The 22,262-nt window shown below is 66.0% G+C and carries 21 protein-coding genes and 1 pseudogene; 13 read left to right on the plus strand and 9 right to left on the minus strand.

Annotated features, from left to right (window positions below; translation table 11 throughout):
- Positions 1–26 precede the first annotated feature (26 nt).
- Positions 27–902: a hypothetical protein gene (locus ACNANG_RS15785; RefSeq protein ID WP_420223782.1), complete on the plus strand. Its 876-nt coding sequence runs from the start codon at positions 27–29 to the stop codon at positions 900–902.
- On the opposite strand, the gene ACNANG_RS15790 is transcribed toward ACNANG_RS15785, so the two are convergent.
- Positions 819–1,697 (minus strand): LysR family transcriptional regulator, encoded by an 879-nt coding sequence (locus tag ACNANG_RS15790; protein WP_420223783.1) that lies wholly within the window; start codon positions 1,695–1,697, stop codon positions 819–821. The two genes, ACNANG_RS15785 and ACNANG_RS15790, sit on opposite strands and share 84 nt — an antisense overlap.
- Positions 1,698–1,886: 189 nt before the next feature.
- On the opposite strand from ACNANG_RS15790, the gene ACNANG_RS15795 reads away from it, so the two are divergent.
- Positions 1,887–2,099 carry a hypothetical protein gene (locus ACNANG_RS15795; RefSeq protein WP_420223784.1) on the plus strand — a complete coding sequence of 71 codons (213 nt, stop codon included), beginning with the start codon at positions 1,887–1,889 and terminating at the stop codon, positions 2,097–2,099.
- Here ACNANG_RS15795 and bla read toward each other — a convergent pair whose 3' ends face one another.
- On the minus strand, positions 2,100–3,116 hold the full coding sequence (gene bla, locus ACNANG_RS15800) for a class A beta-lactamase (RefSeq protein ID WP_420223785.1): 1,017 nt from the start codon (positions 3,114–3,116) through the stop codon (positions 2,100–2,102).
- Between the two features lie 134 nt (positions 3,117–3,250).
- On the opposite strand from bla, the gene ACNANG_RS15805 reads away from it, so the two are divergent.
- Positions 3,251–4,120 carry a LysR substrate-binding domain-containing protein gene (locus ACNANG_RS15805; RefSeq protein WP_420223786.1) on the plus strand — a complete coding sequence of 290 codons (870 nt, stop codon included), beginning with the start codon at positions 3,251–3,253 and terminating at the stop codon, positions 4,118–4,120.
- On the opposite strand, the pseudogene ACNANG_RS15810 reads toward ACNANG_RS15805, so the two are convergent.
- Both ACNANG_RS15810 and ACNANG_RS15815 read right to left on the minus strand, forming a co-directional pair.
- Positions 4,113–5,659 (minus strand): annotated as a pseudogene (locus ACNANG_RS15810) (UxaA family hydrolase). The gene ACNANG_RS15805 and the pseudogene ACNANG_RS15810 overlap by 8 nt on opposite strands.
- Before the next feature lie 32 nt (positions 5,660–5,691).
- The gene (locus tag ACNANG_RS15815) at positions 5,692–6,726 is read right to left on the minus strand and encodes a Bug family tripartite tricarboxylate transporter substrate binding protein (protein ID WP_420223787.1); all 1,035 of its coding nucleotides are present in this window, start codon (positions 6,724–6,726) and stop codon (positions 5,692–5,694) included.
- Between the two features lie 266 nt (positions 6,727–6,992).
- On the opposite strand from ACNANG_RS15815, the gene ACNANG_RS15820 reads away from it, so the two are divergent.
- From ACNANG_RS15820 to ACNANG_RS15835, 4 genes are read left to right on the plus strand one after another with little or no spacing between them, the layout of a single operon-like run.
- Positions 6,993–7,841 carry a VOC family protein gene (locus ACNANG_RS15820; protein ID WP_420223788.1) on the plus strand — a complete coding sequence of 283 codons (849 nt, stop codon included), beginning with the start codon at positions 6,993–6,995 and terminating at the stop codon, positions 7,839–7,841.
- Between the two features lie 46 nt (positions 7,842–7,887).
- Positions 7,888–8,622 carry an IclR family transcriptional regulator gene (locus tag ACNANG_RS15825; protein WP_420223789.1) on the plus strand — a complete coding sequence of 245 codons (735 nt, stop codon included), beginning with the start codon at positions 7,888–7,890 and terminating at the stop codon, positions 8,620–8,622.
- The gene (locus ACNANG_RS15830; protein WP_420223790.1) at positions 8,619–10,382 is read left to right on the plus strand and encodes a bifunctional 3-(3-hydroxy-phenyl)propionate/3-hydroxycinnamic acid hydroxylase; all 1,764 of its coding nucleotides are present in this window, start codon (positions 8,619–8,621) and stop codon (positions 10,380–10,382) included. Before ACNANG_RS15825 ends, ACNANG_RS15830 begins: the two co-directional genes overlap by 4 nt.
- The gene (locus ACNANG_RS15835) at positions 10,379–11,224 is read left to right on the plus strand and encodes a fumarylacetoacetate hydrolase family protein (RefSeq protein WP_420223791.1); all 846 of its coding nucleotides are present in this window, start codon (positions 10,379–10,381) and stop codon (positions 11,222–11,224) included. Before ACNANG_RS15830 ends, ACNANG_RS15835 begins: the two co-directional genes overlap by 4 nt.
- Before the next feature lie 54 nt (positions 11,225–11,278).
- Here ACNANG_RS15835 and ACNANG_RS15840 read toward each other — a convergent pair whose 3' ends face one another.
- Both ACNANG_RS15840 and ACNANG_RS15845 read right to left on the minus strand, forming a co-directional pair.
- Positions 11,279–12,235: a LysR family transcriptional regulator gene (locus tag ACNANG_RS15840; RefSeq protein WP_420223792.1), complete on the minus strand. Its 957-nt coding sequence runs from the start codon at positions 12,233–12,235 to the stop codon at positions 11,279–11,281.
- Between the two features lie 78 nt (positions 12,236–12,313).
- Positions 12,314–13,060, minus strand: a complete 747-nt coding sequence (locus ACNANG_RS15845; protein WP_420223793.1) for a DUF481 domain-containing protein — start codon at positions 13,058–13,060, stop codon at positions 12,314–12,316.
- A 314-nt stretch (positions 13,061–13,374) separates the two neighbouring features.
- On the opposite strand from ACNANG_RS15845, the gene ACNANG_RS15850 reads away from it, so the two are divergent.
- On the plus strand, positions 13,375–14,508 hold the full coding sequence (locus tag ACNANG_RS15850; protein WP_420223794.1) for a mechanosensitive ion channel domain-containing protein: 1,134 nt from the start codon (positions 13,375–13,377) through the stop codon (positions 14,506–14,508).
- On the opposite strand, the gene ACNANG_RS15855 is transcribed toward ACNANG_RS15850, so the two are convergent.
- Positions 14,423–16,171, minus strand: a complete 1,749-nt coding sequence (locus ACNANG_RS15855; protein WP_420223795.1) for a class I SAM-dependent methyltransferase — start codon at positions 16,169–16,171, stop codon at positions 14,423–14,425. The two genes, ACNANG_RS15850 and ACNANG_RS15855, sit on opposite strands and share 86 nt — an antisense overlap.
- A gap of 363 nt (positions 16,172–16,534) precedes the next feature.
- On the opposite strand from ACNANG_RS15855, the gene ACNANG_RS15860 reads away from it, so the two are divergent.
- Positions 16,535–17,788, plus strand: coding sequence for an FAD-dependent monooxygenase (locus tag ACNANG_RS15860; protein ID WP_420223796.1), 1,254 nt, complete (start codon positions 16,535–16,537; stop codon positions 17,786–17,788).
- A 57-nt stretch (positions 17,789–17,845) separates the two neighbouring features.
- Positions 17,846–18,628: a DsbC family protein gene (locus tag ACNANG_RS15865; RefSeq protein WP_420223797.1), complete on the plus strand. Its 783-nt coding sequence runs from the start codon at positions 17,846–17,848 to the stop codon at positions 18,626–18,628.
- Positions 18,629–18,632: 4 nt separating this feature from the next.
- On the opposite strand, the gene ACNANG_RS15870 is transcribed toward ACNANG_RS15865, so the two are convergent.
- Positions 18,633–19,868 (minus strand): murein transglycosylase A, encoded by a 1,236-nt coding sequence (locus ACNANG_RS15870; RefSeq protein WP_420227555.1) that lies wholly within the window; start codon positions 19,866–19,868, stop codon positions 18,633–18,635.
- Positions 19,869–20,169: 301 nt separating this feature from the next.
- Here ACNANG_RS15870 and ACNANG_RS15875 point away from each other — a divergent pair, with 301 nt between their 5' ends.
- On the plus strand, positions 20,170–20,307 hold the full coding sequence (locus ACNANG_RS15875; protein ID WP_420223798.1) for a hypothetical protein: 138 nt from the start codon (positions 20,170–20,172) through the stop codon (positions 20,305–20,307).
- Here ACNANG_RS15875 and apaG read toward each other — a convergent pair.
- Positions 20,301–20,675, minus strand: a complete 375-nt coding sequence (apaG, locus tag ACNANG_RS15880; RefSeq protein ID WP_420223799.1) for a Co2+/Mg2+ efflux protein ApaG — start codon at positions 20,673–20,675, stop codon at positions 20,301–20,303. The two genes, ACNANG_RS15875 and apaG, sit on opposite strands and share 7 nt — an antisense overlap.
- A 113-nt stretch (positions 20,676–20,788) precedes the next feature.
- On the opposite strand from apaG, the gene rpe reads away from it, so the two are divergent.
- Together rpe and ACNANG_RS15890 are read left to right on the plus strand one after the other, a co-directional pair.
- The gene (gene rpe, locus ACNANG_RS15885) at positions 20,789–21,505 is read left to right on the plus strand and encodes a ribulose-phosphate 3-epimerase (RefSeq protein ID WP_420223800.1); all 717 of its coding nucleotides are present in this window, start codon (positions 20,789–20,791) and stop codon (positions 21,503–21,505) included.
- Between the two features lie 32 nt (positions 21,506–21,537).
- Positions 21,538–22,254 carry a phosphoglycolate phosphatase gene (locus ACNANG_RS15890; RefSeq protein ID WP_420223801.1) on the plus strand — a complete coding sequence of 239 codons (717 nt, stop codon included), beginning with the start codon at positions 21,538–21,540 and terminating at the stop codon, positions 22,252–22,254.
- Positions 22,255–22,262: the final 8 nt, after the last annotated feature.

A 22,262-nucleotide genomic window follows, 5' to 3' on the forward strand; every position in this document is an offset into this window, starting at 1 on the left:
GCACTGACCGTTCTTTTGATACCTTCTTGAACCCACACAGCGAGCATATGCCCGAGATCTCACCGTTTGTTGCCCTTGCCGCCGTCGCCCTGGTGCTGATCCTGATCGGATCGACGTGGCTTTTCGGTGGGCGCCGGCCCCGCCGCGAGGGCGGTCCCCGCCTGAAGCCGGTACGCCGGTTCATCGGCTTGCTGGTCCTGTTGACGGGGCTGCTTTCGGCCTTCCTGGGCTTTACCGTCTACCGCTATCTGCAACTGTTCGACGACGAGCCCGTCGCAGTGATCACCCTCAAGCAGCAAGGTCCGCAGCAGTTCGTGGCAACGGTCACGCTCAACAGCCATGACGTGATCGGCGCGCCGCCCGCCGTGCATGAATTCACGATCAACGGGGATGCCTGGATGATGGACGCCCGCGTCTTGCGCTGGCAGTTGCCAGCCGCGCTGGCCGGCGTGCCTTCCTTGTATCGGCTGGAGCGTCTGTCGGGCCGCTATGACGCCATCGAGCAGGAACGCACCGCGCCTCGCTCCGCCTATGAACTCGGTAATGCAGCGGCGCCCGATCTCTGGTCGCTCAAGAAACGATTCCCGACCTGGCTGCCCTTCGTCGACGCCCAGTTCGGCAGCGCGACGTGGATGCCCATGTTCGACAACGCGCACTACACGGTGCTGTTCAACGGCCGCGGCGGCTTGCTGGCAAAACCGGCGGACGCCGCCACGGCGGAAGGGCTGCGCAAGCGGGGTGGTAAGCCGTTCGGGGCCGGTTCGTCACTGGCGCGGGCGCGCCGGCGGACGTTCCCCGGCGTCGATCCCCGGGCTGCCTTAGCCCGGCAATTCCAACTGCGCCTGCGCACAGGCGTAAAACACCCGCGCCAGTTGTGCATGCGGCGCCCGGCCGGCCCATAACAACCCCATGCGCCGCACCGGCGCGGGATCGGGCAGGCGCAGCTTGACCAGCGGCAAGGTGTCGAGCCAGGCTGGCGCCCAGTCCGGCACCAGCGACACGCCCAGGCCCTGCGCGACCATGGACGAGATGGCCATCAGCCCATCGATTTCCAGCCGTTCATGCGGCCGGATGCCATGCTGGCGCAGGTAGCGATCGGCCATCCTGCCTCCCCACACCGACCGGTCGTACCGAATGAAGGGTTCGCTCGCCATCACGGCGTGCGCATCGTGATCGGCCAGATGGGCGGGTGCCAGCACCACCAGCGGTTCTTCGGCCAGCAGGCGCCATTCGTATTCCTTGGGAATCGCGAACTGGGGTTCGACAATCAAGGTGGCGTCCAGATCGCCCGCCGTCGTCCGGTGATACAGATCGCGGGATGTGCCCGGCTCCACGTAGATGGCCAGTTTGGGGTGGGTGTCGTACACGCGACGAAGCACGGGCGGCAGCAGGCCGATCAGGGCCGACGTGGACGCGCCCAGCCGGAATTCACCCAGCGGCGTGTCGTCGGTGGCGGCGGCATGCAGGTCACGCACTTCGCGCAGGACCTGGCGGGCCCGCTCCATGACCTTGAGGCCGGCCTCGGTGGCTTTGACGTTGCGGCCCGCGCGTTTGACGAGCGCGACGCCCAGGTCTTCTTCCAGGGCTTTGACCCGGGCGGCAATGGCCGCCGGCGTCAGGTCGAGCCGCCGTGCGGCCTCGGCCAGCGAGCCGCATTCGACCACGGTGATGAAGCTCTGCACATATCGGGTATCCATCGGCAATCCGCGGGATAACAACAGGGACCCAACGATACCGGGTTTGCACATCTGGCGCGGTCAAGGCGAACGCGCTAAATTTGGAAAAGACTAATTCGTAACTAACTCTAACGTTCTAGTTCATTCGGTCGATAAAAGCTGGGATACGGACAACGGGCCCTTCACGGCTCCTCCCCACTGGATAAGAAAATGACGATGTCGGACGGCTTGTGGATCCTGATGGTTGCGGTGTGCGTGGGCACGCTGGTGTTTCTGGGCGTGGGGATCGCGCGCGGTGTCCGCGTCCTGGACCCGCGTGACTCCGCTGAACATCCGCAGGGTGATCAGGGCGCTGCCGCGGAGCACGCTCCGTCCGGCGACTCCCGCGTCCCTAGCCGTCCCGGTCATTCCTTTCCTGCCTGATCACCTGGCCGAGGCCGCCACCCACCTGGCCACCTCGACAATGGCCGCGTCCCGCCTTGCCGGGGCCGCCGCCGCCGCTTCGGTCAGATAGGTCGTCACGATCACCGGGCCTCTCGCCGTGGCCCCACCCGGCGCCTTGCCGCCGTCCGCCTGCCCGGCGCCGGCCTGCCTTCCCGCCGGCCACATCACCGCAATGTCGTTATGGGTGCCATGGGTGCCGGTGCCGGTCTTGTCGCCCACCGTCCAGCCCGCTGGCACGCCCGCGCGCAGCCGGGTATCGCCCGTCCGGTTCCCCACCAGCCACGCCACGAATTGCTCCCGCGATGCCGCCGACAGCACCGATCCCAGCGCCAGCGCCCGCAACGTGGCGGCCATGGCGGCCGGGGTGGTCGTGTCACGCGGGTCGCCCGGAATCGCGCTGTTCAGGCTGGGCTCGTTCCGGTCCAGGCGGGTCGTTTTGTCGCCGATGGACCGCAGCCAGGCGGTCAGGCCGGCGGGGCCGCCAAAGCTGGCCAGCATCAGATTGGCTGCCGTGTTGTCGCTGAGCGTGGTCATGACCGCGCAGATGTCGAAAACGGTCATGCCCTCCCCACCCGCATGCTTTTCCGTGCCAGGCGAGTAATCGACCAGATCCTTGCTGGAGAACCGCACGCGGCGATCGAGCCGTTCCTGTCCCTGGTCGACCCGATGCAGCACGAATCCCGACGCCAGGGTCTTGAAGGTGCTGCACATGGGGAAACGTTCGTCCTGGCGATAGCCGTACTGCATGCCGGTGTGGGTGTCGATCACGCCGACGCCCAGGCGGCATCCGGTTGCCTGTTCGAGGGCGGCAAAGTGTCGGGCCGCGTCGGCAGCGCGCGGATTGGCAGCGTAGGGCGTGTTGGCGGTCGGGTGTGGCCCGGCCTCGGCCGCTTCTTGGTGTGCACCGCTGTTGGCCCAGATTTTCTGGGTGCAGCCGCCGGTGGCCAGGCCAAGCAGCCCGGCGCCCACGGTCAGGGAAAAATGTCGTCGGTCCATGGGTCGTCTCCGTTGTTTGTGACAGGGGCATGAGGCGTCATGCGGCGGTGAGGCGAGAAGATAGCGTCCGCGAACCGGCGCCGCAATCAACGATAATCTCGCTCACACCCAAGAAAAACCGGGGCATCGCCACCATGCACTTGCCACTCAACGCCTTGCGCGCCTTCGAAGCGTCCGCGCGCAACCTGAGCTTCACGCGGGCCGCGGCCGAGTTGAACGTGACGCAAACCGCCATCAGCCAGCACGTCAAGAATCTGGAAGACCGGGTGGGGGCGCCGCTGTTCCGTCGCTTGCCACGCGGGCTGGCCTTGACGGATGAAGGCCTGGCCATGCTGCCGGGCCTGACCGATGCGTTCACGCGTATCGCCAGTCTCCTCGAGCAATGCAGCGACCAGCGCGCCCGCGAAGTGCTGACGGTGGGCGCAGTCGGAACGTTTGCGATCGGCTGGCTGCTGCCGCGCCTGCGGGCCTTTCAGCAGGCGCACCCCTTCGTGGACTTCCGGCTGTTCACCAACAACAATCGTGTCGACCTGGCGGGGGAAGGGCTGGACTACGCGATCCGTTTCGGTGATGGGGCATGGCATGGAACTGACGCGGAATACGTATTCGATGCACCGTTATCGCCGGCCTGTGCGCCCTCGGTTGCCGAGCGCGTGCGCAGTCCCGCCGACCTGGCGCGCGAAGTCCTGCTGCGGTCGTATCGGTCCGATGAATGGTCGCGGTGGTTCGATCAGGCGGGCGTGCCGTGTCCGGTCTTGCGGGGCACGGTATTCGATTCGTCGCTGACCCTGGCGGAAGCGGCCGCGCAGGGCGAAGGGGTCGCCCTGCTGCCCACGCGCATGTTCGCGCGGGACCTGCAGCAAGGCCGCCTGGTGCGGCCTCTTGATCTGGACATTTCGACCGGGGGCTATTGGCTGACACGCCTCAAGTCCCGGCCGGTCACCCACGCCATGGACGTATTCCGCGCATGGCTGCTGGACACGGGCGCCGTCAGGATCAGCTGACCACGCCAATGTTCCACGGCACGAACTCGTGGTTGCCCAGCCCCAGCAGTTCGCTCTTGCTGCGCTCGCCCGACGCGGTGCGCAGGATCTGCTCGAAAATGCGCTGCCCGACTTCCTGCAGGGTGGCCGTGCCGTCGACGATGTCTCCGCAGTTCACGTCCATGTCTTCGGTCAGCCGTTCGTACATGGGCGTGTTGGTCGCCAGCTTGATCGACGGCACCGGCTTGGCGCCGAACATCGACCCGCGTCCGGTCGTGAAGCAGATCAGGTTGGCGCCCCCGCGATCTGGCCGGTGGCCGACACGGGATCGAAGCCTGGGGTGTCCATGAAGACGAAGCCCGGTTGTGTGACGCGTTCGGCGTAGCGGTACACCTCCATCAGGCCGGTCGTGCCGCCCTTCATGGACGAGCCCAGCGACTTTTCAAAGATATTGGCCAGGCCACCCATCTGGTTGCCCGGGCTGACCGCGCCATTGATCTGCACGTCCCGGCCGGGCGAATACTCTTCTTTCCACCAGCGGATACGCTCCACCAGTTTTTCGCCGACTTCCCGCGTGCGGGCGCGGCTGGTCAGGGTGTGCTCGACGCCGTAGATTTCCGGCGTTTCGGACAGGATGGCGGTGCCGCCATGGCGCACCAAAATGTCCATGGCCGCGCCCAGCGCCGGGTTCGCGGTGATCGATGAAAAGCCGTCCGATCCGCCGCATTGCAGGCCGATCTTCAGGTGGCTGGCGCTGACGGTTTCTCGCTTCACGTTGTTGGCGTCGGGCAGCAGTTTTTCGATCGCGGCAATGCCGGCTTCGATGGTCTTGCGGGTGCCGCCGGTGTCCTGCATCACGAAGGTATGCAGACGCGCGCCATCGCTCAGGCCCTGGTCTTTCATGAGCAGGTTCAACTGATTGCGTTCGCAACCCAGCCCGACGATCAGCACCGCGGCAAAGTTCGGATGATGCGCAAAGCCGCCAATGGTGCGGCGAAGCAGGTCCATCGGTTCGCCCGACATCTCCATGCCACAGCCCAGCCCATGGCTGAGCGCCACCACGCCGTCCACATTCGGGAAGTCGGCCAGCCGGCGATCGTTGAAAGCTTCGGCAATGTGATGCACCACCGTGGCGGAACAGTTCACGGTCGACAGGATGCCGATGTAGTTGCGGGTAGCAACTTGTCCGTCGGCCCGCACGATGCCCTGGAAAGTGGCGCGTTGCTCGGGCGGCAGCACCGGCGTTTCGACATAGTCGCGGCCGTGGGCGTAGTCACGGTCGAACTCGCGGAACACGGTGTTGTGCGAATGCAGGTAGGTGCCGGCCGGAATGTCGGTCGCGGCAAAGCCGATACAGACGTTGTATTTCAGGATGGGTTCGCCGGCGGTCAGCGCCCGCGCCGCGATCTTGTGACCGGCGGGCACCTGGCTGCGGGCGGTGATGCCTTCGGATGGAATGGCGGTGCCGATGCCCAGCGGAACGCGCGCCACCACCACATTGTCGGCGTGGTGCAGGCGGATCACGGGTCCGGTGACTTGTTTCTCGGAAATGTCGATCATGGATGCCTCGAATGGATGGGGAACGCGCAGGATCACTCGGCCTTGATGCCGAATTCCTTGATCAGCGTGGACCACTTCGGCACTTCGTTCTGGACGAAGCGGCTGAAGTCGGCCGGAGTGCTGGCCACGGTCGTCAGGCTCTGATCGGCCAGTTTGGCTTTCAGGTCAGGCTTGGCCAGGGCTTGCTGCATTTCGCTGTAAAGCTTCTGCACGACGGGCGCGGGCGTCTTGGCCGGGGCGAACACACCGTACCAGGTCAGTACTTCAAAGTCCTTCATGCCGGCTTCCACCATGGTTGGAATGTCGGGCGCCGTCGGGTTGCGCTGCAGGCTGGTAATGGCCAATGCGCGCAGCTTGCCGGCCTGGATGTGCGGCATGGCGACCGGCAGGTTGGCGAACATGTATGGAATGTGGCCGCCCAGCACGTCGGCGATCGCGCCTGATTCGCCCGAATACGGCACGTGCGTGACGTCGGCGCGCAGCATGTGTTTGTACAGTTCACCCGCGATGTGCTGCGGCCCGCCCGCGCCCGACGACGCATACGACATCGAGCTTGGATTGGCCTTGATCTGCTTCGTCAGTTCTTCGACCGTTTTGGCGCTGACCTTCGCCGGGTTGACCACCAGCAACAGCGGCATGGACACCAGTTGCGATACCGGCGTGAAACTTTTGAGCGGATCGAATGGCAGCTTGGGGTAGATGTTGGGGGCGATCACCATGGTCGACTGCGATCCCAGGAACAGCGAATAGCCGTCGGCAGGGGACCGCGCCACGCTGTCGGCAGCAATGGTGCCGGTAGCGCCTGGACGATTTTCCACGACGACCTGCTGGCCCATGCTTTCCGACATCTTCGCCCCGACCAGACGCGCCACCACGTCGGCGCCGCCGCCAGCGGCAAAACCCACGACCATGCGCACCGGCTTGGCAGGAAAGGCGCCAGCATCGGCATGCGCGCCGTTCGCGGCTACGAGGCCGACCACGGCTGCGCACGCGGCGGCGCTCAAGCGCCACGTCGCCCGGGCAGGCGCGGTGCGAACGGAGGGACAGGGGGCGGGGCGAAAGGTCATGCGTGTCTCCAGCAATGGATATAGGGACAGTGAAGGCAGCGAGGCCATCACCGGTATGCAGGCGCTCATTCTGGTCATGTCGGATACAAAGAACAATGTGGTTGCCCTGTGTTCAGACAACAAAGATTTCTGCGTTTCAGCCAGGTATGACAGGCGTTGGAATGACCAGGGTTTTCCCGATTCGTCTCAGCCCGTGAGAAATTTCGTTGACGCTGTTGGCGTCCGGCCAGATAGTGCGGGCATTGCAGCAAACGGCGGAAACCATCATGGAACTGCGCGCTTCCCTCAATCACTTGAACGTGACGACTCCCGATCCCGCGGCCATGGCCGCGTTCTACTGCAACACGTATGGCATGACGCAAGCGCACGCCGGCGACGCCATCGTGTGCAGCGGACCGGGCCGCGTGATCGCATTGACCCGCGGCGCGGCCAACCAGCTGGCCTACGCGCACTACACCTTCAACGACATGCCGGCCTGGCTTGCCTTCCGGGACAAGGTTCCCGGCGCGGCGCAGATCGACGTGCCGACGCTGGCGCGGCCCGCGTCCGACGCGATCGCCATCCGCGACCCCGACGGCAACGTGATCGTGTTCTCGGCGCCCGACGTGGCGTCAGATGCGGCGTCCGGATCCCATGGCGCCGCCGGCGCCGACGGCATGCCCCAGGCCATCCTGCAGCACTTCGCGCTGCGTACGACGCAGCCGCAGGTCATGCTGGCCTTCTATCAGACCCTGGGTTTCGTGCTGTCCGACGAAGTGCACGACCCGACCGGCGCCGTGCGCGCGTGCTTTCTGCGCACCGAACATCTGCACCATTCCCTGGCGCTGTTCGGCGCACCAGCGGCGGGTTTCGACCATCAGTCCTTCGAGACCGATACCTGGGCCGACATGCGCGTGTGGGGCGACCGGATGGCCGAGCTGCGCGTGCCTATCGTGTGGGGCATCGGCCGCCATGGTCCGGGCAATGACGTGTTCTTCATGGTGCGCGATCCCGACGGCAATCTGGCCGAAATTTCGGCAGAGATCGAAGTATGCGAATCGGAACGTCCGGCCGGCGTCTGGGTGCACGAAGAGCGCACCCTGAACCTGTGGGGCAAAGCCATCATGCGCGATTGACCATGGGGGCCGTAGCCGACTGCTGCGCATCCTGGCGTCCTTCGACTTGTCGCGTCCCGTGCTCAAGCCCGCCGAACTGATGGATGAACTGGGCGTCTCGCGCGCCAGCATCTATCGCGACCTGGCCGACCTGGAGCAGGCGGGATTGCTGGAACGGGTGGCCGATCGCGGCTATGCGCTGGGCTCGTTGATCGTGGAGCTGGACCGGCAGATCCGCCTGGCCGACCCGTTGCTCAATGCGTCGGGCACCCTGCTGCGCAAGCTGGCCGACGAGACCGGCGGCACCGTGTTGTTGTGCCGCGTGCATGGAGCCAAGGTGCTCTGCATCCACCAGGAAGCCACGCAGGCGGGGCAGACCCCGGTCAGCTATGAACGCGGGCGTGCGATGCCGTTGTACCGCGGGGCCACGTCCAAGATCATTCTGGCGCACCTGCAGGACAGTGCGCTGGAGGCACTGTGGGAACGGGATGCGGACGAGATGCTGGCGGCCGGCTTGCCGCCGACCTACGACGGCTTGCGGGACGCGATGCAGGCCATCCGCAACGATGGCTACTACGTGACGGAAAGCGAACTGGATCGCGGCCTGGCGGGTTTTGCCGCGCCGCTGATGGATGGCGTGCGGGTACTGGGCAGCCTGAGTGTCGTGACCCCCGCGCAGGACCTGACCGATGCACGCCGCAAGTCAGTGCTGACGCGGGTCGTGACAGCGGCCGCGACCATCGAGTCGCGCATCGAGGAAGAGCGCCTGAAAGCGCGCAACAAGAAAGGCAGACAACGATGACCCCGACTCCCCGCCATATCCCGATCGTCATTCTTGGCGCCGGGCCCACCGGGCTGGTGCTGGCCAATCTGCTTGGCACCTATGGTGTGCCGGCCATGGTGCTGGACCGCAATCCGTCGACGGTGGACGAGCCGCGCGCCGTGTCCATCGATGACGAAAGCCTGCGCACGCTGCAGACCGCCGGGCTGGTCGACGAGGCGTTGACGCAGATCGTGCAAGGCTACGGCGTCCATTACTTTTCGTGGTCGGGCAAGCCGTTCGCCAAGGTGGAACCCACGTCGCGGGAATACGGCTATACCAAACGCAATGCGTTCCGGCAGGCGGTGCTGTGCGCGCAACTGCGCGACGGGCTGAGACGCTTTCCGCACATCGACGTGCGCTTCCGGCACGAGGTCCTGTCGTTTTCGCAGACGGACGATGGCGTGCGGCTGGAGGTCGAGGCCGACGGCGCGCCCACCGTCGTGACCTGTGATTGGCTGATCGGATGCGATGGTGGCCGTAGCGCCACCCGGGAACGCCTGGGCATCAAGCTGACCGGCAACACCTTTGCCGAAAAGTGGCTGATCGTCGACCTGCTGGATCGGCCCGATCCCTTCCGCCATACGCGCACCTATTGCGATCCGGCGCGACCCGCCATCCGGCTGCCGGGGCCCGACGGTACCGTGCGCTACGAATTCATGCTGAAGGGGGATGAGACCGCGGACTTCGTGCTGGACGATGCGCGGCTGCGCAGCTGGATCGCGCATCGCGAACCGCGTGACGCGAACCTGACCATTGCGCGCAAGGTCGTCTATACCTTCCATTCGCGGATTGCCGAGCGGTGGCGCGAGGGCAGGGTGCTGCTGGCTGGCGACGCGGCGCACCTGACGCCGCCGTTCGCCGGCCAGGGCATGAACAGCGGCGTGCGCGACGCAACCAACCTGGCGTGGAAGCTGGCGGCCGTCGTCCGGGGCGGCGCCGATGCCAGCCTGCTCGACACCTATGCGTCGGAACGCAAGCCGCATGCATGGGCCTTGATCAAGATGGCCATGCTGATCGGCAAGTACATGCAGCCCAAGTCGGTCATGGGGGCCATGGCGGCGCAACTGGCGCTCAAGGCGATCAGCCTGTATCCGCCCGCGCGCGACTACGTGCTGCAGCTGAAATTCAAACCCAAGCCGCGCTTCCTGCAAGGCTTCTTCGTTCCCGACGGCGCGCTCGATGCGCCGATCCGGTCAGGCCAGTTGATGGCGCAACCGCAGGTCGAATTGCCGGGCGGCCGCCGCGTCCTGCTGGACGACTGGCTGGGCGCCGGCTTTGCCTGCGTCAACTGGCATGACGACGCGGCGCCGGTCTCCTGGCCATCGATCGGCGCGATACCGTGCCGCACGGTACGCCTGGTGCGCCAGGACGAAGACTTTCCGTTGGGCGTCCGGGATGGCGGCATCGTGGCGCGCGATTGCGATGGCGTGCTGGCGGGCATTCTGCGCCGCGCGCAGGCGCGCGCCATGGTGCTGCGCCCTGACCGATACGTGATGGCTTTCATTGCCGATGACGACGGCCCCTCGCATCCGTCCACCGTGACGGCGGTCGGTGCGCTATACCAGCAGTACGGCATCACGACCGACCGGCTGCCGGGCGCCGCGGATCCGGCCGACGCAGTGGTTGAATTTGGCAACGATTCGCCGCAGACTTCAGGGCGGCGCATCGAGCGACACGAATCCCTTACAGCAACAGGTCCTGGAAACGCCAGGGCTCTCATAACCGGAGAACATGCATGAAATTCCTCAGCTTCGTCCACAACGGCAAAGCCAGTTGGGGCACGGTAGTCGGCGACGGTGTGGTCGACCTGACTTCGGCCGAATTCCCGACGCTGAAGTCGGCGATCGAAGCCGATGCGTTGCAACGCCTGGGCCAGGGCGCGCAGCAGTCACAGCCGGTGGCCAAGCTCGATGCGATCGACTACCTGCCGGTGATTCCCGATCCCGGCAAGATCGTGTGCGTGGGCCTGAACTACGACGACCACGTCAAGGAAACCAAGCGCGACAAGACCGAAAACCCCACCATGTTCCTGCGCGTGGCCGAGTCGCAGACCGGCCACAACAAGCCCATCCTGCTGCCGCCAGAGTCGCATGAACTGGATTACGAAGGCGAGATCGCCGTCATCATCGGCAAGGGCGGCCGCCGCATTGCCGAGGCCGACGCCTGGGATCACATTGCCGGCTACGCCCCGTACAACGACGGATCGATCCGTGACTGGCAGCGTCACACCATCCAGTTCACGGCGGGCAAGAACTTCAATGAAACCGGTGGCTTCGGTCCGTGGATGGTGACGCGCGACGAAATCGCCGACGGCGAATCGCTGTCGCTTGAAACGCGGCTGAATGGCCAGGTCATGCAGAAGTCGTCGACCGACATGATGATTTTCGACATCCCGCGCCAGATCAACTACATCTCGACCTTCACGACCCTGAAGGCCGGCGACGTGATCGTGACCGGCACGCCGGGCGGCGTGGGCGCCAAGCGCAACCCGCCGGTCTGGATGAAGGAAGGCGACATCGTGGAGATCGAAGTAGGCAAGGTCGGCACGCTGGTGAACACCATCAAGGCCGAAAAAGCCTGACGCAACGAAAGGCGCCGTCAGTGCACTGACGGCGCCGCCTTGACGCTGCTGTCATTAACGCGGGCGGATGCGCGCGCCAGGAATCACCTTGGCGGGTTCATCCGCCCGTTTGCGTTGCAGGAACACATCGATCAACTGTTCGCGGAACCACTTGTGCGGCGGGCTGCGGTGGGTGCGTTCATGCCAGCCCACCGCGATCTTGCCGGTGGGGATCGACACGGGCAACTCGAACAGCTTGAGCGTGCTGCCCAGGCTCAACGCCAGCGTGCGCGGGAACACCGCGGCAAAGTCGCTTTCATACAGGATGTTGGTCGCCAGCATGAAGCTTGGCACCGACGCCACGACTTTGCGCGCCATGCCATGTTCGGCCAGCGCCGCGTCGATGTCCCCCACGAAACTCCCGCCCATTGGTGACACGATCACGTGGGTCAGCGCGCACAGGTCTTCCATCGACATGACCCGTTTGTTGAAGGGATGGTCGCCCCGCAGCGCGCACACGAACGACTCGGTCGATACATGCCGGGTGTGCAGGCGTTCGGGCATCATCGACAGTACCGTCAACAGCAGGTCCAGTTGGCCCGTGGCCATGCGTTGATCGATATCGGGCTTGTTCAGCCGCGTCAGGGGAATGAAGGCCAGGCGGATGTTGGGCGCGCGTTCGGCCCAGGTCGCGAACGACGCCGCCAGCCCGTTGTGCAGGGCGTCGGGGCTGCCTATCTGTATGGTCGCTTCCGAGGTAAGCGGATCGAAGTGATCGGGCTGGACGATGGCGCGAAATTCGCCGATCAGCTCCGACAGCCGGGGCGCGATTTCCAGCGCGCGTGGAGTGGGCGTCATGCCGCGCGATCCCGCCACCAGCAACGGATCGTCGAACATCGCGCGCAGGCGCACCAGTTGCGCCGACAGGGCCGGCTGGCTGGTCTGCAGGCGCGCCGCGGCCCGGGTCACATTGCGTTCGGTCATCAGCGCATCGAGCGCCAACAGCAGATTCAGATCGAGTTTTCGCGTCATGGCAGCGCGCGGCACTGGCCGGGTCGGTATAAAAAATCAATATACCAGCGGCGGCCATCGATTCATCGCACCGAGACCTCAGTCGGCGCCGAAGCGATACCCGATGCTGGTCAGGAACAGCGTGTCCGTCTTCTTGATGCCAGGACGGGGGTTGCTCTGGAAACGATTCGACAGGGTCAGCTTCAACTCGATCTTCTTGGTGATCGAGGTGGCCAGGCCCGCGTCGAATTGCGCGCGCAGGCCGCTGTCCGTCAGGTTCGGATAGAGCGCGAAACGCTGATTGAGCGACGTCGTGTCGGTGATCCGATGCTGCGATTCTTCACCGATCAGGAATTCCATGCTGTTGCGCGTCTCGCTCGTGAAGCGCTCATGGTTGTAGGTCAGACCGGAGAACACGTCAAAGATCGTATTTTCGTTCTTGATCAGGTGATAACCCACGCCGCCCGCGGTCACGGCGCGCAGATCCAGCTCCTGCAGCTTGTCGTGTTCGGTGTCGAGCGAGCCGAAGGCAAACACATTCTCGTTCAGGTTCCGGTCGTACTTGGCGCCGGCGCGGAACAGGTTCGCGGTTTCTTCACGATTGCCATCATTCTTCTTCGTGCCGTACAGGGTCGTCAGATAGAAATTGAGTTTGTCGTCCTGGCTTGCCTTGGCTGCGTTGGCGGACACATTGAAGGACGTCGCGTCCGTGTTGCCCGAGGCAACACTGGCGCCGGCGTTGATGGCGCCGCGCCATTGGTTGTCCTGCTTCACGGGGGCTTGCGCAAGCGCGGAACCGGCAGCGAACAGGGCGATCAGAGGGACGAGACGTTTTTTGACTGGCATCGGTGGGTTCTCCTGGGGGACGGCAGGCGACAGTGCGCGCTGCGACAATGGCGTCGGGCTGGACAGCAGGGTGCCCGGCAGACAGGGAAGGCATTCAAGGTGACGTTGATGCAGCGCGCGCAGGCGTGCGACGGCGGTGGACACGCGCCATGAAGCATGGCGGCGCCTGTACGAACGGCGCGCGGGCACGCCGTGGAATGCATGAGCCTTGAAGACTACACTGTGCATCCCGATGCGCGAACCCTGACCTCCGGGCTCGTCATTGACCCATACACCTGTTACGTGCGGATACGTCGGCGCTTTCTTCCTCTTCCATGCAAGCCATTCTTTCGTTTTTCACCGATGTCCGCGACAGCGTTTCGGCATCGAGCACGCTCAGCCAACTGTTCGCAACGGTCGTGGTGCTGGTCGCCGCGATGATGGTCACGCGGTCCGCCGCGAAGTACTACCGGGGCAAGGATTCCGGTTCCACCGGCGAGCGCCGCACCGCCTATACGGCTGTGCGCAATGGGGTCGCGGTGGTGGTGCTGATCCTGTTGTTGTTCTTGTGGGGCGGGCAGTTGCGGCACTTCGCGCTGTCGGTTGCCGCGCTGGCCGCCGCGGTGGCGATTGCGAGCAAGGAGTTCGTGATGAGCGCGCTCGGATCGCTGATGCGCGCCACGCAACGGCCCTATGCCGTCGGTGACATCATCGAGATCAACGGCATGAAGGGCGAAGTGCTCATCATCGATCTGTTCAGCACGACGCTGCTCGAAGAAGCGCAATCGGGGTACGTCACGGGCCGCACCTATCAGTTTCCCAACATGCTGTTGCTGCTGAACCCGGTGCGCAAGTCGTCGACCATGGGCAGCTTCGTGCTCGAAGCGGTGCGGGTGCCGCTCGATCCAGCCGATGATGTCGTCTCCGCCGAACAGCGTCTGCTGCAGTCCGCCGTGGTCGTGTGCGAGCCGTGGGTGCAACAGGCCGATGCGCATTTTCGCCGGATCGAAGGCGCGTATCTGGTCGCGTTGCCCGAGAGCCGGCCCGTGGCCTTGATCGAACCGGTGGATGCAAAGCGGGTGGATGTGGTCGTGCGGTTCCCGTGTCCAAGCAATCGGCGGATGGCGGTGGGCCAGCAGATCCTGAACGGTTACTACGCCATGATCCGCGAAGAACGCAAGGCGCGGTCTGCGGCCAGTGCCGTGGCGGCAAACAAGGCGGCCGGATCAGCATCCGCTGCGCCTGTCGCATCGACATCCGCATCGACATCCGCGACAGCATCCCCGACTGCCGGGAATGCCGCGACGAGTATGTCGTCCGCGCCCGCTGCCGGTGCCGCGCCTGCGCCGGCCACGGGCGCGGCTTTGCCTGGATCCCCCGGCGTCACGCCTTCACCAGCCACAACCTATACAGCCCCGCAAACGCCGCCGGATAGGCCTGTTCCACTTCGTCCCATTGATCCGGTGTAAGGGTGGCCGGGTCCTGATCCACCACGCTGCGTGCCATGGCGTCTGTCGCGGCGGACGCATCCACCGCCAGCAGTTTGAGTCCCTGGCGCTGGGCCATGGCCACCCATTCCGTCATCGGCAACGCGCATTCCCGTACATGGAACAGCAGGTCGCGCAGTCCACCGGCTGCATGGAAGTCCGGCGACCTTGCCACGACGTCGGGCAATGACGGTCCCCCTTCGTGGATCAGCGTGCGGCGAAAGGCCAGCCGGCCTTCGGCATCGTCGCGCCAGCCTTCGGCGTCGATGCGGCGCCGCAGGGCCTCGAACGGCGCGCGGGCCCGTGCGCTGTACACCGCCACATACATCACGGCGTCCGGCGTCATGACGCCAGCCAGCGCAGCCAGGCCCGCTTCCGGATCCGGCAGATGCGGCAGCACGCCCACACATTCGATAGCGCGAAAGGTCTGCCCCAACCGGTTGGCGTGATGCAGGTCCATGGCGCGGAACGTGATGTCGCCCAGTCCGGCTTCGGCGCATTTGTGCGCGGCATGCGCCAGGGCGTTGACGCTGAAATCGATCGCGACGATTTTTGCGAGCGGATAGCGGTCATGCGCCACGAAGATCTGCTGCCCCGTGCCGCAGCCGGCGACCAGCACCTGTGCCCCCGTCGATGGCCACGCCGCGACGCGGCGCGCAACCGCGGCTGGCAGGTGGGCCGGCATGCCGAGCGGTTCGCGCACCCAGCGTGGGTAAGGATGGGCATCGTAGTGATCGCGGACGGGGTCATTCGACAGGGGCTGGCGCGTATACCCAGGCTTCGTGGCGGGATCAGCCCTGGCGGCAGTGTGCTCGCCCGGCGCGCGGCCCGTGTCGGCAATCAGCCGCTCCCGCAGCACCGCTTCCCGCGCCGCCGCCTGCATCCGTTCGATCAACGGCCCCAGGCCTGGCCATTCGCGAGGGGCGTGGGACGACTGCAGCAAGCCGCCCAAGGGACTGCTGCCCAGCGGGATGGCCGTTGCCACCAGCGCGATGTCCGCTGCGTTGATGGCGGTGCCGATCTGCGTGCGAGTCAGCAGTGCGGCTTCCAACGCCTGGGCCCGCGCCAGGGTGTCGGGCGACGGTGGCTCGATGCCTTCGGTCAGGTCGTTCTGCAGGGCCATTGCCAACGTCAGCCGCAGTGGCGTGTCGCGCTTGCCCTCGTGACGGCGCGCCAGCAGCAGGTCACGCAGCCGGGCCAGCAAGGTCTGCCAATCGGCATCGGCAAGGATCGCCACACGCGCCACCGTGCAGAACACGGGCTGGTCATCCAGACACCCGGCCACGGTCAGCAACTGCCGGGCGGACGGCGCCTGGCGGGACGTGCCGGCGGGGGACGCGCTCAATGCCTGCGCCACGGCGGGCTCGGCGGCCAGGTAGGCCAGCACCACGGGGGCCAGATCGCTGGGGCGTACCCATGCCTGATCCAGCGCCAGGGACAGGACCCGGTCCACGTCGGCATGCCGACGGGCCGGGCAGTGCGCCACCAGGAACTGGCCCAGCGCGGCCCGCGCGCGCGCCGAGTCGGGCGCCAGCGCGATCGCCGCGTACAAGGTGTCGAAGGCCTGGCGATACTGCCCGGACGCCTCGGCCTGACGCGCCTGAGCCAGCAGGTGATCGACCGACGGAGCAAGATGAGAAGGCATGGGAGTCGCCTGCGCATGCCGGCGTGAAGGGCCGCCGATCCACCCTGGCGGCGGGAGCCGCCGCGTCACCCCGGCGGCAGGGGCCGCCGGACTATGGCAAGGCGGGACCGCACGGCACGGACCCACCCGTCAGCCGCCACTGTCGCAGATGTACGGGCCGCACGGGTGAAGATTGTGTGACGACGGCCCGAACCGCCCGTTGCCCGCCGCCCCTGACCACAAGCATGCGCCTGCCATGCCGACCTTCACGACTGCCGCGACAATTGCCGGGCGTTGGTCACTGACGGCCTCCAGCATGAACGGTAAACTGAACCATCCCTGCTGGCGGTCTTGCCGCCAACCGTCCCTTCTTCGAGCCGCGCCATGAACACTTCCCGCTCTTTCGCCTCGACCATCATCGTGATCGGCACCGGCATTGCCGGCCTGGCCAGCGCATTGGCGCTTGCCCGCAAGGACCAGGACGTGGCGTTGCTCGGGCCCAAGGCGCCGCTGCCGCCTGCCCGCGCCGGCGAGTTCGACCCGCGCGTCTACGCCATTTCGCCGGCCAGCCAGCAGTTTCTGGCCGAGCTTGGCATCTGGGACCTGCTGCCCGCCGACCGAGTGACCGCGGTCGAGGCCATGGAAGTGTTCGGCGACGCCGCGCCGGCCCCGTCCGATGCGCTGCGCCGCCTGCCCGCACCGTCCACCGGCCGCGTCGAACTGTCGGCCTGGCAGGGCGGGCTGGCGGCGATGGCCTGGATCGTTGAATCCCGCGAGCTGGAACGCGCGCTGCGCCAGGCGGTGCAGATGTTCAACATCCGCTGGATCGCTGATCGCTACGCATCCCTGGAACGCCATGCGCCCGATGCCCCGCTGATGCTGCGGACGGCGAACCATGCCAGCCTGCCTTGCGGCCTGGCCGTGGGGGCGGATGGGGCCGACTCGCCGCTGCGCGAGTCGATCGGCCTGCCCGTAACGCGTTCCGAGTACGACGCCACCGGACTCGTCATGCATCTGTCGGTGGCTTTGCCGCACCAGGGCCGCGCGCGGCAGTGGTTCACGCCCGACGGCGTGCTCGCGCTCTTGCCGATGCCCGATGCGGACGGCCAGCCACAGGTATCGATGGTCTGGTCGATGCGCACGGCCAAGGCCGACGCCCTGCTGGCCATGGACGCCGCCACGCAGCGCGTCGCCATGGGCGAACGCCTGTTCGAGGCAACCGGGGGTGTGCTGGGCGCCCTGACGGCGCGCACGGCGCTCGCGGGCTTCCCGCTGGCCCTGCAGAACGCCAGCCAGATGGTCGCGCCCGGTGTGGCGCTGGTTGGCGACGCTGCCCACCTGGTGCATCCGCTGGCCGGGCAAGGCCTGAACCTGGGCCTGGGCGACGCCAGGGCGCTGGCGGACACTCTGGCCTCGCGCGAGGCCTATCGCAGCGTGTATGACCTGCGCGTACTACGCCGCTACCAGCGTGCGCGGGCCGAGCCGCTGCTTGCCATGCGGCTGGCGACCGACGGCCTGTACCGTCTGTTCGACTCGCAACTGGCCCCTGTCAGCTGGCTGCGCAATGCGGGCATGAATGTGGTGGATCGCCTGCCGCCCTTGAAGCGCATGCTGGTGCAGGGCGCGTCGGGGCTGTAGGGCGGCCACTCGGATCAGACCGTCGCGCTATCATTGAGCGATCAAGAAAGGAAGACTATGAAGCGAACCGTAGCGGGCTGTCTGTCTGCCCTGATGTTGTCCCTGGCCCTGCCAGCCGCCGTGTCGGCGCAGGTCTCGCCCGCCAAACCGACCCCTGCCGCCGCGGCAACGGCCCCGGCCGCCGCGCCGACCGCTGCCGAGAACACGGTCAGGAAACTGTTCACCGATCGGTTTGGCGCGGTCGCCATCGACAGCGTCACTCGCACGCCGTACGGCCTGTTCGAGGTGCGCATCGGGTCGGACCTGCTCTATACCGACGACAAGGTCAGCTTCGTGCTGGACGGCACGTTGATCGACGCGGCCACCAAACGCAACGTCACGCGCGAACGGGTGGAAAAGCTGCTGGCCATCAACTTCGACGAACTGCCGCTGGACCTGGCGATCAAGCAGGTGCGGGGCAATGGTTCCCGCCGCATCGCGCTGTTCGAAGACCCGAACTGTGGCTATTGCAAACAGTTGCGAAAGTCCATGACCGGCATCGACAACGTGACCGTGTACACCTTCCTTTATCCGATCCTGGCGCCGGACTCGACCACCAAGTCGCGCGCCGTGTGGTGTTCGGCCGACCGCGCCAAGACCTGGGATGACTGGATGCTGAACGGCAAGACGCCCACCGGCGCCGGCACGTGCGACACCCCGATCGAAAAAGTGGTGGCGCTGGGCAAGAAGCTCCAGATCACCGGCACGCCAACGATCTTTTTTGGCGATAACACCCGGGTGGGCGGCGCGATGCCCGCGGACCAACTGAAGGCCAAGCTGGATTCCATGGGCAAGGGCTGACGGTTCACCGCGCCGGCGCGGGCGCGCCTTCGCCCTTGGGCCACAGCACCCACATCTTGCTCGGCTGCTTCATGCGGCCAGCCTGTTCGCCGGCTTCTTCGCCATAGCCCCAGAACACGTCCGCGCGGGCCGGCCCCTTGATGGCGCTGCCGGTATCCTGCGCGAACACCATCTTCTGCAGCGGCACCTTGGAATTGGGCATCGTGGTCGACAGGAACGCCGGCGCGCCCAGCGGAACGATGGCCGGATCCACGGCGATCGACCGCTGCGCCGTCAGAGGCATGCCGAAGGCGCCCTTGGGCCCTTCTTCCGGATTCACCACCGGTTCTTCACGAAAGAAGACGACGGCCGGATTGGCGTTCAGCATTTCCTTCACACGGGTCGGATGCGCTTTCGCCCATGCCTTGATGCTCTGCATCGATGCCTGGTCCAGCGTCAGTTCGCCCTGGTCCACCAGCCAGCGGCCGATCGACACATAGGGATGCCCGTTGTGCTCGGCGTAGGCCACGCGAATCACGCTGCCCCTGCCCGGGCCGTCGTCCAGCGATGCGCGTCCGGTGCCCTGCACCTGCAGGAAGAACGCATCGACCGGATCGCTGACCCACACGATGGCTGCGGGTTCGCGGCCCGCGCGTTCGAGTTCGGCGCGGCTGTCGTACGGCACCACGCGTTTTCCATCCAGCTTGCCGCGCACGCGCTTGCCCGCCAGCTCGGGATACAGCGAACCCATGTCGAGCACCAGCAGGTCGTTCGGCACGGCGTACAACGGCCACTGGTACGGGCCGCCGCGCACGCGGGACGCGCGCACCAGGGGCTCGTAGTAGGCGGTGGCCAGGCCGGTGGCGGCTTCACCCGTGGGTGTGCGCACGGTCCAGGGTTCCAGCCATTTTTCCAGGAAGGCGCGGGCCTGAGCCGGGCTGGGGTTGCGCAGCGACGGGTCGCGCGCCGCGGCGCAGACCTGCTGCCAGGCATAGGGGTCGACGGTTTGGGGCGCGGCCAGCGACACCGGCCGGCCGGTGCGCAGCATGATGGACCGGCAATTGTCCTGGAAGGTCGTCCACGCGCTTTCGACCGCATCGGCCTGCCAGCCACTGACGGACGCCCAGCCGCTGCGCACGAAGTGCTTGCTGGCTGGAAGGGCGGGCTTGCTGGCCGGACGGGCCACCGGGGCGGCAGGCGGGCGGGCGGTGGCCGGAGGCACCGGAACGCCCCCCGGTGCGGTGGTGGGAGCCGGGTGCACCGGGTCGGCGGAACCTGCCGTGCCGCCCGCCGAACCGGGATACGAAGCGCCCGGATAGGCCGAGCCTGGCGTTCCGTACGCGCCCGACGTGCCGGATGACCCCGACGGGCCGGCGTCGCCGCCCGAGTCGGGCAGCACGGTCACGGGCGCGCCGCCACAGCCGGCCAGCGCAAGCGCCGCGCAGAGCGTCAGCGCCGCGGGGCGCAAGCGGTTACAGTGGGACAAGACAGACTTTTTCGCAGTGGCCTTGCGAACGGACATTATGTGGTTGCTCCTTCTGGAAGCGGCATTGGCGCTTGCCTTGCTGGTATTCATCGTGATGTGGACCGTGTGGCCGAAGCGCAAGCAGCTCGGTCAGGAGATGCGCAAGCCGCCAGCCGCGGACGCCGCCGATCCCGGCACGAAGCAGGATGCGGGGCGCGATCCGCGTGGTCAGTGAAGTGTGCGGGGCACGGCCAGCACGAATTCGGGGATATCGACTTCGAACGGCGTGCCGTTGTCGCCCACGCAGTGATACGTGCCGCGCATGGTGCCCACGGGCGTCGATAGCGGGCAGCCGCTGGTGTATTCGAAGCTCTGGCCTGGCTGCAGCAAGGGTTGCTGGCCCACCACGCCCAGGCCGCGGACTTCCTGTTCCTGCTGGTTGCCGTCGGTAATGATCCAGTGGCGGCTGATCAACTGGGCGGGCTGCGAACCGGAGTTCGTGATGCGTATCGTGTAGGCAAAGATGTACTGATTCTCGGCCGGATCGGACTGATCGGCGAGATAGCGCGGTTCAACGGTGACCGACAATTCGTGAGATTTCATGCGTACGCCATATCGATACGACAAATTTCATACAATTCAGGGGATGGACCGGTGCGTGACCTTCCGCAGCCCTTTGAGGCGCCCGGCCTGATATCTCTGCACTGGAAGCTTCCATGACCGATCTGACGCCGTTCGACCCGCACGCCACCCGTATTGCTCCAAGCATTTTATCCGCCGATTTCGCCCGGCTCGGCGAAGAGGTGCGTAACGTTGTAAGCGCCGGTGCGGACTGGATCCATTTCGACGTCATGGACAACCACTACGTGCCGAACCTGACGATCGGCCCGCTGGTGTGCGAGGCGATCCGGCCGCATGTGCAGGTGCCGATCGACGTGCACCTGATGGTCGAGCCCGTGGATGCGCTGGTGCCGATGTTCGCGAAAGCCGGGGCAAACATTATCAGCTTTCACCCGGAAGCGTCACGTCATGTGGACCGCACGCTTGCACTAATCCGGGATCATGGCTGTCATGCCGGCCTGGTCTTCAACCCGGCTACCCCGCTCGATTACATGGATTACGTCATGGACAAGCTCGACGTCGTCCTGCTGATGTCGGTCAACCCCGGCTTCGGTGGCCAGAGCTTCCTGCCCAGCACGTTGCCCAAGCTGCGCCAGGCGCGCGCCCGCATTGACCGGTGGCGCGCCGAGACGGGCCACACTATCGCGCTGGAAGTGGACGGTGGCGTCAAGATCGACAACATCGCCGAGATTCATGCGGCCGGCGCCGATACCTTCGTGGCGGGTTCGGCCATTTTTGGCAAGCCAGATTACGCAGGGGTCATCCGCGACCTGCGCGCACAGATCGCCAAGGGCGCGTCGCTCGCCGCGTAAGATCTGCCTTCCCCTCAGCCCCAGGAAATCCCATGCCTTTGCACGCTGTATTGTTCGACCTTGACGGCACGCTGGTCGACTCGGTGCCCGACCTGGCCTATGCCGTCAACGCCATGCGCGTCGACCTGGGCATGGCGCCGCTGCGCGAAGACGTCATCGCCACCTACGTGGGCAAGGGCGTGGAAAACCTGGTGCATCGCGCGCTGGCCGCAAGCATGGACGAGGCGACCGAACACGAACGCTTTCCCGAAGCGCTGGCCTCGTTCCGCCACGCCTACCACATGATCAATGGCGAAAAGACGCGCATCTTCGACGGCGTCATCGAAGGCCTGCAGGCGATGCGCGCGCAAGGGTTGAAGCTGGCCGTCGTCACCAACAAGGCCGCCGAATTTACCGGGCCGCTGCTCAAGAATATCGGGCTGCATGCCTTCTTCGACGTGGTGGTCAGTGGCGACACGGTGGAACGCAAGAAACCGGACCCCATGCCCATGCTGTACGCGTGCGAACAGCTGGGCGTGGCCCCGGCCGACGCGCTGGTGATCGGTGATTCGATGAACGATGCGTCGTCGGGCCGCGCGGCCGGGTGCACGGTGCTGCTCGTGCCCTACGGCTACAACGAGGGCCGCGATATCCGATCCATCGAAGCCGATGGTATAGTCGCAAGCATCAAGGAAGCCTCCGACTGGACCGCGTCACGGACCGCGTCGGCAGCCACCGGATCCGAACCCCTGCCGCTGACCATGCACTGATCACGGCA

The sequence above is a fragment of the Pigmentiphaga litoralis genome (assembly GCF_048632615.1).
GTDB lineage: Bacteria > Pseudomonadota > Gammaproteobacteria > Burkholderiales > Burkholderiaceae_B > Pigmentiphaga > Pigmentiphaga litoralis_B.

What these genes read in the sequence shown, in the direction of transcription:
- ACNANG_RS15790 (WP_420223783.1), bottom strand. Translation starts at nt 1,697, where the DNA reads ATGGATACCCGATATGTGCAGAGCTTCATCACCGTGGTCGAATGCGGC.
- ACNANG_RS15795 (WP_420223784.1), top strand. Translation starts at nt 1,887, where the DNA reads ATGACGATGTCGGACGGCTTGTGGATCCTGATGGTTGCGGTGTGCGTG.
- bla (WP_420223785.1), bottom strand. Translation starts at nt 3,116, where the DNA reads ATGGACCGACGACATTTTTCCCTGACCGTGGGCGCCGGGCTGCTTGGC.
- ACNANG_RS15805 (WP_420223786.1), top strand. Translation starts at nt 3,251, where the DNA reads ATGCACTTGCCACTCAACGCCTTGCGCGCCTTCGAAGCGTCCGCGCGC.
- ACNANG_RS15815 (WP_420223787.1), bottom strand. Translation starts at nt 6,726, where the DNA reads ATGACCTTTCGCCCCGCCCCCTGTCCCTCCGTTCGCACCGCGCCTGCC.
- ACNANG_RS15820 (WP_420223788.1), top strand. Translation starts at nt 6,993, where the DNA reads ATGGAACTGCGCGCTTCCCTCAATCACTTGAACGTGACGACTCCCGAT.
- ACNANG_RS15830 (WP_420223790.1), top strand. Translation starts at nt 8,619, where the DNA reads ATGACCCCGACTCCCCGCCATATCCCGATCGTCATTCTTGGCGCCGGG.
- ACNANG_RS15835 (WP_420223791.1), top strand. Translation starts at nt 10,379, where the DNA reads ATGAAATTCCTCAGCTTCGTCCACAACGGCAAAGCCAGTTGGGGCACG.
- ACNANG_RS15840 (WP_420223792.1), bottom strand. Translation starts at nt 12,235, where the DNA reads ATGACGCGAAAACTCGATCTGAATCTGCTGTTGGCGCTCGATGCGCTG.
- ACNANG_RS15845 (WP_420223793.1), bottom strand. Translation starts at nt 13,060, where the DNA reads ATGCCAGTCAAAAAACGTCTCGTCCCTCTGATCGCCCTGTTCGCTGCC.
- ACNANG_RS15850 (WP_420223794.1), top strand. Translation starts at nt 13,375, where the DNA reads ATGCAAGCCATTCTTTCGTTTTTCACCGATGTCCGCGACAGCGTTTCG.
- ACNANG_RS15855 (WP_420223795.1), bottom strand. Translation starts at nt 16,171, where the DNA reads ATGCCTTCTCATCTTGCTCCGTCGGTCGATCACCTGCTGGCTCAGGCG.
- ACNANG_RS15860 (WP_420223796.1), top strand. Translation starts at nt 16,535, where the DNA reads ATGAACACTTCCCGCTCTTTCGCCTCGACCATCATCGTGATCGGCACC.
- ACNANG_RS15865 (WP_420223797.1), top strand. Translation starts at nt 17,846, where the DNA reads ATGAAGCGAACCGTAGCGGGCTGTCTGTCTGCCCTGATGTTGTCCCTG.
- apaG (WP_420223799.1), bottom strand. Translation starts at nt 20,675, where the DNA reads ATGAAATCTCACGAATTGTCGGTCACCGTTGAACCGCGCTATCTCGCC.
- rpe (WP_420223800.1), top strand. Translation starts at nt 20,789, where the DNA reads ATGACCGATCTGACGCCGTTCGACCCGCACGCCACCCGTATTGCTCCA.
- ACNANG_RS15890 (WP_420223801.1), top strand. Translation starts at nt 21,538, where the DNA reads ATGCCTTTGCACGCTGTATTGTTCGACCTTGACGGCACGCTGGTCGAC.